The 7,033-nt window shown below is 72.0% G+C and carries 7 protein-coding genes; 5 read left to right on the forward strand and 2 right to left on the reverse strand.

The features are described from left to right. Positions 1 to 2: 2 nt before the first annotated feature. The 4 genes from BMZ47_RS26725 (at position 3) to BMZ47_RS26740 (ending at position 4,225) form a co-directional block, all read left to right on the forward strand. Positions 3 to 953, forward strand: coding sequence for a 3-hydroxyacyl-CoA dehydrogenase family protein (locus BMZ47_RS26725; protein ID WP_091865325.1), 951 nt, complete (start codon positions 3 to 5; stop codon positions 951 to 953). After that, complete coding sequence (locus tag BMZ47_RS26730; protein WP_007560862.1) at positions 950 to 1,708, forward strand: SDR family NAD(P)-dependent oxidoreductase; 759 nt, start codon at positions 950 to 952, stop codon at positions 1,706 to 1,708. The genes BMZ47_RS26725 and BMZ47_RS26730 overlap by 4 nt, the downstream gene beginning before the upstream one ends. A 268-nt stretch (positions 1,709 to 1,976) precedes the next feature. After that, positions 1,977 to 2,861, forward strand: a complete 885-nt coding sequence (locus tag BMZ47_RS26735) for a beta-keto acid cleavage family enzyme (RefSeq protein ID WP_091865327.1) — start codon at positions 1,977 to 1,979, stop codon at positions 2,859 to 2,861. 134 nt (positions 2,862 to 2,995) lie between these two features. Further along, positions 2,996 to 4,225, forward strand: a complete 1,230-nt coding sequence (locus BMZ47_RS26740) for an ABC transporter substrate-binding protein (RefSeq protein WP_091865329.1) — start codon at positions 2,996 to 2,998, stop codon at positions 4,223 to 4,225. Between the two features lie 16 nt (positions 4,226 to 4,241). Here BMZ47_RS26740 and BMZ47_RS26745 read toward each other — a convergent pair whose 3' ends face one another. Then, the gene (locus BMZ47_RS26745; RefSeq protein WP_091865331.1) at positions 4,242 to 5,111 is read right to left on the reverse strand and encodes an aldo/keto reductase family oxidoreductase; all 870 of its coding nucleotides are present in this window, start codon (positions 5,109 to 5,111) and stop codon (positions 4,242 to 4,244) included. A 92-nt stretch (positions 5,112 to 5,203) separates the two neighbouring features. On the opposite strand from BMZ47_RS26745, the gene BMZ47_RS26750 reads away from it, so the two are divergent. Continuing rightward, positions 5,204 to 6,106, forward strand: coding sequence for a LysR family transcriptional regulator (locus tag BMZ47_RS26750; protein ID WP_091865334.1), 903 nt, complete (start codon positions 5,204 to 5,206; stop codon positions 6,104 to 6,106). A gap of 44 nt (positions 6,107 to 6,150) precedes the next feature. On the opposite strand, the gene BMZ47_RS26755 is transcribed toward BMZ47_RS26750, so the two are convergent. Then, positions 6,151 to 7,033 (reverse strand): autotransporter outer membrane beta-barrel domain-containing protein (locus tag BMZ47_RS26755; protein ID WP_139221079.1); only part of this gene is annotated, 883 nt, incomplete at its 5' end.

Raw genomic sequence — 7,033 nt, forward strand, 5'->3', positions numbered from 1 at the left:
CCATGACGGAAATCGCGATCGTCGGCGGCGGCCTGATGGGCCACGGCATCGCCCTGGTGCTGGCGCTCCACGGGCATGCCGTGCGGATCACCGACACGGATGCGCAGTCCCGCGCCCGGGTGCCGGCGCTCATGGAATCGGCTCTGGCGACCCTGCAGGAGGCGGGCGCCGCCCCGGGCGGCTGGGATCCCGCGCGGCTCGCCCAGGCCGTCCGGGTCGAGGCGGAACTCGAACCGGCGGTGGCGGGGGCCGACCTGGTCATCGAGGCGATCACCGAGAACCCGGAGGCCAAGCGGGCCCTGTTCGCCGCGCTCGACCGCCTCTGCCCGGCCGACACGATCCTGGCCAGCAACACCAGCTATCTCGACGTCTTCCCGCTGATCCCCGCGGCCCGGCAGGCGCGGGCGCTGGTGATGCACTGGTACACGCCGCCCTACATCGTCGACCTCGTCGACGTGGTCCCGAGCCCCGGCACGGATCCGGCGGTGATCGCGGCGATGCGCGACCTCGTGCTCGGCCTCGGTCAGGTGCCGATCGTGCTCAAGCGCTTCATCCCCGGCTACGTCGCCAACCGGATCCAGTCGGCGATCAGCGCCGAGGTGTTCCGGCTGCTGGACGAGGGCATCGCCGCGCCGCGCGACATCGACGACGCGATCATCCACGGGCTCAGCTTACGCATCCCGATCCTCGGCCACCTCGCCAAGGCCGACTTCACCGGGCTGGAGCTGACGCAGCGTGCCCTGGCGAATGCCAGCTACGCGCCGCCCCCGCCCCGGACGCGGTCGGAGACCCTGGACGCGCTCTGCGCCGAGGGCCGGACCGGGGTGATGGCCGGCCGGGGCTATTTCGACTGGGGCGGGCGCGAGCCGGAGGAGCTGTTCCGCGAGCGCGACCGCAAGCTCCTGGCGCTCAAGCGGGCGATGGCCGGGATCGGCCGGATGGAGGGCACATGATCGGCGCGGACCTGTCCGGACGGCGCATCCTCGTCACCGGCGCCTCCTCGGGCATCGGGCTGGCCACGGTGACGCTGTTCGCCCGCAACGGCGCCAGCGTGGCCCTGAACCACCTGCCCGACGATCCCCGCGGCCCCGCGGAGGCCGAACGTCTCGCCGCCGAAGGCCTGGCCGTGATGGCGTTGCCCGGGGACGTGTCCCGGCCCGGCGAGGCCGAGGCGATGGTGGCGGCCGGGATCGCGGCGCTCGGCGGCCTCGACGTGCTGGTCAACAATGCCGGGACTTCCGGCACCACCGCGCCCATCGCCTTCGAGGATCTCGACGCGATGACCGAGGATTTTTGGGCCACGATCCTGGCGACGAACCTGATCGGCCCGTACCGGTGCGCCAGAGCCGCAGCGGCCAGTCTGAAAGAAAGCCGCGGGGCGATCGTCAACACCGCCTCGGTGGCCGGGCTCGGGCGGCGGGGCTCCTCGATCGCCTATTCGGCCAGCAAGGCCGGGCTGATCAACCTGACCCGCAGCCTCGCCCGGGCGCTGGCCCCCGACGTGCGCGTCAACGCGGTCGCCCCGGGCCTCGTCGCCACCCCCTGGACCGAGCCCTGGCCGGAGGCCCGCAAGGCCGCCACCGTGCAGCACACGATGCTGCGCCGCATGGCCCGGCCCGAGGACATCGCCGAGACGATTTTTTTCCTGGCCGCGGGGGCCGCCTACATCACCGGCGAGACCATCACGGTGGATGGCGGGGCGATGTAGCGGGGCTCAGGCTCCTGCGGGGAGCGACGTCTATCGAGGTTCGGAGCGCGATCGCTCTCTAAGGCCGCGCGGTGCTGCCTCTCCCGCACGGGAGAGGGGACCCGTGCCCCTCACGGGCAACGGCAAGGCCCTATCCAACGACGGAAGCGCGCATATCCAGTAGCCCTTGCGGGAGGGCAAAAGCGCAGCGGTTCAAAGGCTTGACGCAGAACCTGATGGGTCGGCCCAGCTTCCCGCGGGCGGCACCGTCAGGATCAGGGAGACAACCATGTCCCGGACGACCGTCATCACCTGCGCCCTCACGGGCTCGTTCGACACGCCGCGCAAGAACCCGGCGGTGCCGGTGAGCCCGAAGGCCATCGCCCAATCGGCCCTGGAGGCCGCCGCCGCGGGCGCCGCGGTGGTCCACATCCATGTCCGCGATCCCGAGACCGCCGCGCCCAGCATGGAGCTCGCCCATTACCGCGAGGTGGTCGAGCGGATCCGCGAGCGGAACGAGTCCGTGATCCTCAACCTCACCACCGGGGCCGGGGGCCGGTTCGTGCCCGGCGATCCCGACCCGTCGGTGGCCGGCCCCGGCACCACCTTCGTGTCGCCCGAGACCCGGACCCGGCACGTGTCGGCGCTGCGCCCCGAGATCTGCACCCTCGACATCGCGACGATGAATTTCGGCGAGCACCTGTTCCTCAACACCCCCGCGCATCTGCGGGCCATGGCGGCGCAGATCCGCGAGGCCGGGGTGAAGCCGGAGATCGAGGTGTTCGACCTCGGCCAGATCGAGCTGGCCCGGCACCTGATCACCGAGGGGCACCTGGCGCGGCCGCCCCTGTTCCAGATCTGCCTCGGCATCCCCTGGGGCGCCCCCGCGACCCCGGAGGCTCTGGTGGCGATGCGCGCCCGGCTGCCCGAGGATGCGATCTGGTCGGCCTTCGGCATCGGCCGGGAGGAATTCCCGATCCTGGCGGTGGCCGCCGGCATGGGCGGCAATGTCCGGGTCGGGCTGGAGGACAACCTGTACCTGTCCCGGGGCGTGCTCGCGCCGAGCAACGCCGCGCTGGTGGAGAAGGCCGTCAGCCTGCTGGCCCATCTCGACCGCGAGCCGGCCGCGCCCGACGAGGCGCGCGCGATCTTCGGGCTGGCGCCGCGGGGGTGAGGGGAGGCCCTGACGGATCGACCGCATCTTCTCATCCGCCCGTATCGGCCTCGGGAGCGGCCGGATAAGCTGTATTGGGACGCCATGCGAGCGACGAACAACGTCGCCGCGTACAAAAAAACAGGGAGTGAGACATGACGGTCCGCCACCGTGTCGCGGCACTGACGGGGCTTCTCTGGGCGCTCGGGGCGGGGACGGCCCTGGCGGCCGACCTCGTGCCGGTGAAGATCGGCGTGCTGAACGACCGCTCCGGCGTCTATTTCGACTCCACCGGCGAGGGCGCGGTGGTCGCCGCCCGCATGGCGGTCGAGGACTTCAAGCCGGAGGCGCACGGGCTGAAGGTCGAGGTGGTCGCCGCCGACCACCAGAACAAGCCCGATGTCGGCGCCTCGATCACCCGGCAATGGTACGACCGCGACGGCGTCGACGCGGTGTTCGACGTGCCGACCTCCTCGGTGGCGCTCGCGGTGGCGCAGATCACCAAGGAGAAGAACAAGGCGTTCGTGAATTCCGGCGGCGGCACTGCAGACCTGACCGGCCCGGCCTGCACCCCGAACACCGTGCACTGGACCTATGACACCGCGGCGCTCGCCAACGGCACCGGCAAGGCGATGCTCAAGCGCGGCGGCAAGACCTGGTACTTCATCACCGCCGACTACGCCTTCGGCCTCGCCTTGGAGCGCGACACCAAGGCGGTCGTCGAGAAGAACGGCGGCACGGTCGTGGGCGGCGTGCGCACCCCCTTCCCGAACCCGGATTTCTCCTCGTTCCTCCTTCAGGCGCAGGCCTCCGGCGCGCAGGTGATCGGCCTGGCCGATGCCGGCCTCGACGCGGCCAACGCGATCAAGCAGGCGCACGAATTCGGCATCCGCCAGGGCGGCCAGAAGCTCGCGGCCCTGCTGATCGCCATCACCGACATCCATTCCCTGGGCCTCGAAGTCGCCCAGGGACTCGAATTCACCGCCTCGTTCTACTGGGACCTCAACGACGGAACCCGGGCCTTCTCGGACAGGTTCGGCGCGCGCATGTCCGGTCGGAAGCCGACCTCGTACCAGGCCGGCGTCTACGCCAGCACGCTGCATTACCTGAAGGCCGTGGCGGCCCTGCACTCGGCCAAGGACGGCGCCGCCGTGGTCGCCAAGATGAAGGCGCTGCCCACCGACGATCCCCTGTTCGGGACGGGTACGATCCGGCCGGACGGGCGCAAGATCCACCCGATGTACCTGTTCGAGGCCAAGGCACCCTCCGAGTCGAAGGGCGAATGGGACCTCTACAAGGTGCTGGAGACGATCCCCGCCGAGCAGGCGTTTCGGCCGATGGGCGAGGGCGGCTGCCCGATGGTGGCCGGACTTTCGGCCAAATAGCCGCCCTTGGAGCCGGTCAGGCCGCCCCGATCCCGTCCAGGGTGGCCATCGCGTCGTCGGGCAGCGTCAGCTCGGCCGCCGCGAGGTTCTCGCGCAGGTGGCCGAGGGAGGACGTGCCCGGGATCAGCAGGATGTTGGGCGCCCGGCGCAGCAGCCAGGCGAGTGCCACCTGCATCGGCGTCGCCCCGAGCTCGGCGGCGACCGCCGACAGGGCGGTGGATTGCAGCGGGCTGAAGCCGCCGAGCGGGAAGAACGGCACGTAGGCGGTCCCGGAAGCGGCCAGTTCGTCGATCAGGGCGTCGTCGCCCCGGTGCGCCAGGTTGTACTGGTTCTGCACGCAGACGATCTCGGTAATGCGCCGGCCCTCGGCGACCTGCTGCCGGGTCGCGTTGCTCAGCCCGATCCGCCGGATCAGGCCCCGGCGCTGCAGATCCGCCAGCACCGAGAGCGGCGCCTCGATCGCGCCTTCGGCGGGGCCGTGGACGTCGAACATCAGGCGCAGGTTGACCACGTCGAGGACATCCACGCCGAGATGGCGCAGGTTGTCGTGGACGGCCTGCGTCAGCTCCTCGGCCGAGAAGGCCGGGTTCCACGAGGCGTCCGGCCCACGCTTGGCGCCGACCTTGGTCACGATCACCAGATCGTCGGGATAGGGGTGGAGCGCCTCGCGGATGATCTGGTTGGTCACGTGCGGCCCGTAGAAGTCGCTGGTGTCGATGTGGTCGACGCCCGCGGCCACCGCCGCGCGCAGCACCGCGACCGCGGCCGCCCGGTCCTTGGGCGGCCCGTAAACGCCGGGGCCGGCAAGCTGCATGGCCCCGTATCCGAGCCGTTTCACCCTGCGGTCGCCGAGCGAAACGGTCCCGGCCTGCGCGATGTCGGTCATGGCGAATCTCCTGTTGCCGCCCCGGATGTAGACGGCCCGGACTGCGCGGATTAGCCGTGACGATCGGCACGGGCCGTGCGGGATTTCGAACAATGGCGATGGATCTGGCGGATCTGACGGCCTTCGTGACGGTGGCGCGGGCCGGGGGGTTTCGTGAGGGCGCCCGGGCCGGGGGTGGGAGCGCGTCGAGCCTCAGCGAGGCGGTGCGCCGGCTGGAGACGCGCCTCGGCGTGCGCCTCCTGAACCGCACCACCCGCAGCGTCGCGCCGACCGAGGCCGGGGCCCGCCTGCTCGAACGGCTCGGCCCGGCCCTCGGCGAGGTCGAGGCCGCCCTCGACGTGGTGAACGGGTTCCGCGACCGGCCGGCCGGGACGCTCCGGCTCAACGTGCCGCTGAGCGCGGCGCGCCTCGTCCTCCCGGCGATCGTGCCGCCGTTCCTGGCCGCCTATCCCGAGATCCGGCTCGAACTGGTCGTCGAGGACGGCTTCGTCGACATGCTGGCGGCGGGGTGCGACGCGGGCATCCGCTACGACGAGCGGCTGGAGCAGGACATGATCGCCGTGCCGATCGGCCCGCGGCGGCAGCGTTTCGCCACCGCGGCCGCCCCGTCCTATCTCGACCGGCGCGGGCGCCCGGACCATCCGCGCGACCTCCTGGCCCATGCGTGCCTGCTGGGCCGGTTCCCGAGCGGCAGCCTGACGGCGCCGTGGGAGTTCGAGCGCGAAGGCGAGATCGTCCGCGTGGATCCGTCCGGCCCGCTGATCGTGCGCGTCGGCGCCAGCGACCTCACCGTCGCGGCGGCGGTCGCGGGGACCGGGATCATCCATCTCTTCGAAGACTGGCTGCGCCCGCAGCTCGAGAGCGGCGCCCTGGAGCCCGTGCTCGAACCTTGGTGGCAGGTCTTTTCGGGCCCGTTCCTCTACTTCCCCGGCCGCCGGCACCTGCCGGCGCCGCTGCGGGCCTTCGTGGATTTCATCGCGGCGCGGATGGCGTGAGCGGGCCTGAAGGGTCGACCCGGTCAGCCACCCCGTCGTTCTGATCAGAACCGGAGGGTGAAGTTGCCCTTCACGGCCTGGTCCTGGGCGCGGGCGCCGACCTGGCCGGTATAGGCCACGCCCAGGCTGGCGTTGGGCGCCACCGCCAGGTCGAGCCCGGCGCCGGCCACCAGCGCGTCCCGGTCGATCGGGACGCCGGCGCTCAGGAAGGAGGGCCCGCTGCCGAAGCTCAGCAGAGCCGTCGGCACCACGTCCCCGAACGCCCGCCGGTAGCCCAGCTGCCCGTGCGCCGTCAGCGGAAGCCCGAAGCCCAGATCCAGGCTGGTCTGCGCCCGCACCCCCGCCGTCACCGCGCCGAGGTCGTAGTCGCGCGCGTAGCTCACCAGCGCCGCCGCGCCCCCGGTCTCCGCGAACCCGTCGCGCCGGATGCCGATATAGGCCCCGCCCACGAACGGCTCGATATACGAGGCCGCCACCGCCGGCCCGTCCTTCGACACCAGGGCCGAGGCCGCGCCGAACGCGAACCGGTAGCCGATCTCGCCGAAGCCCTGGACGGTGTGGCCGCCGCCATGGCCGGTCGCGCTGTCCGACAGGCCGTAGAGCACGCTGCGCCGGGTGCGGGTGTCGGTATCGGCGTAGAGGGCGCCCAGCCGCACCGAGACCGGGCCGAACGCGTAGCCGCCGTAGACGCCGCCGAAGCCGCTCTTGAGCGTCGCGCTCTCCGCCCGGGCACCGCCGCCCTGCCGGCCGGCGCTGTCGAGGTTGGTCTCGGTGTAGCCGCCGACCAGGCCGAACCGGACCCCGCTCGGCAGCCGGATGTCGGCGCCGAGCGCGAAGCCGGCGATCTGCCGGTCGAGGTCGAAGGCGTTGCCGCCCCCGCCCGCCGTGCCGAACGCGCCGAAGCCCTGGCCCCAGAGGCCGAACACC

Origin of the sequence: Methylobacterium brachiatum (assembly GCF_900113845.1) — a bacterium.
In the GTDB taxonomy this organism is placed as follows: domain Bacteria; phylum Pseudomonadota; class Alphaproteobacteria; order Rhizobiales; family Beijerinckiaceae; genus Methylobacterium; species Methylobacterium brachiatum.

Excerpts from the sequence above, each read along its gene's own strand:
- BMZ47_RS26735 (WP_091865327.1), top strand. The coding sequence starts at position 1,977 with ATGTCCCGGACGACCGTCATCACCTGCGCCCTCACGGGCTCGTTCGAC.
- BMZ47_RS26740 (WP_091865329.1), top strand. The coding sequence starts at position 2,996 with ATGACGGTCCGCCACCGTGTCGCGGCACTGACGGGGCTTCTCTGGGCG.
- BMZ47_RS26725 (WP_091865325.1), top strand. The coding sequence starts at position 3 with ATGACGGAAATCGCGATCGTCGGCGGCGGCCTGATGGGCCACGGCATC.
- BMZ47_RS26745 (WP_091865331.1), bottom strand. The coding sequence starts at position 5,111 with ATGACCGACATCGCGCAGGCCGGGACCGTTTCGCTCGGCGACCGCAGG.
- BMZ47_RS26750 (WP_091865334.1), top strand. The coding sequence starts at position 5,204 with ATGGCGATGGATCTGGCGGATCTGACGGCCTTCGTGACGGTGGCGCGG.
- BMZ47_RS26730 (WP_007560862.1), top strand. The coding sequence starts at position 950 with ATGATCGGCGCGGACCTGTCCGGACGGCGCATCCTCGTCACCGGCGCC.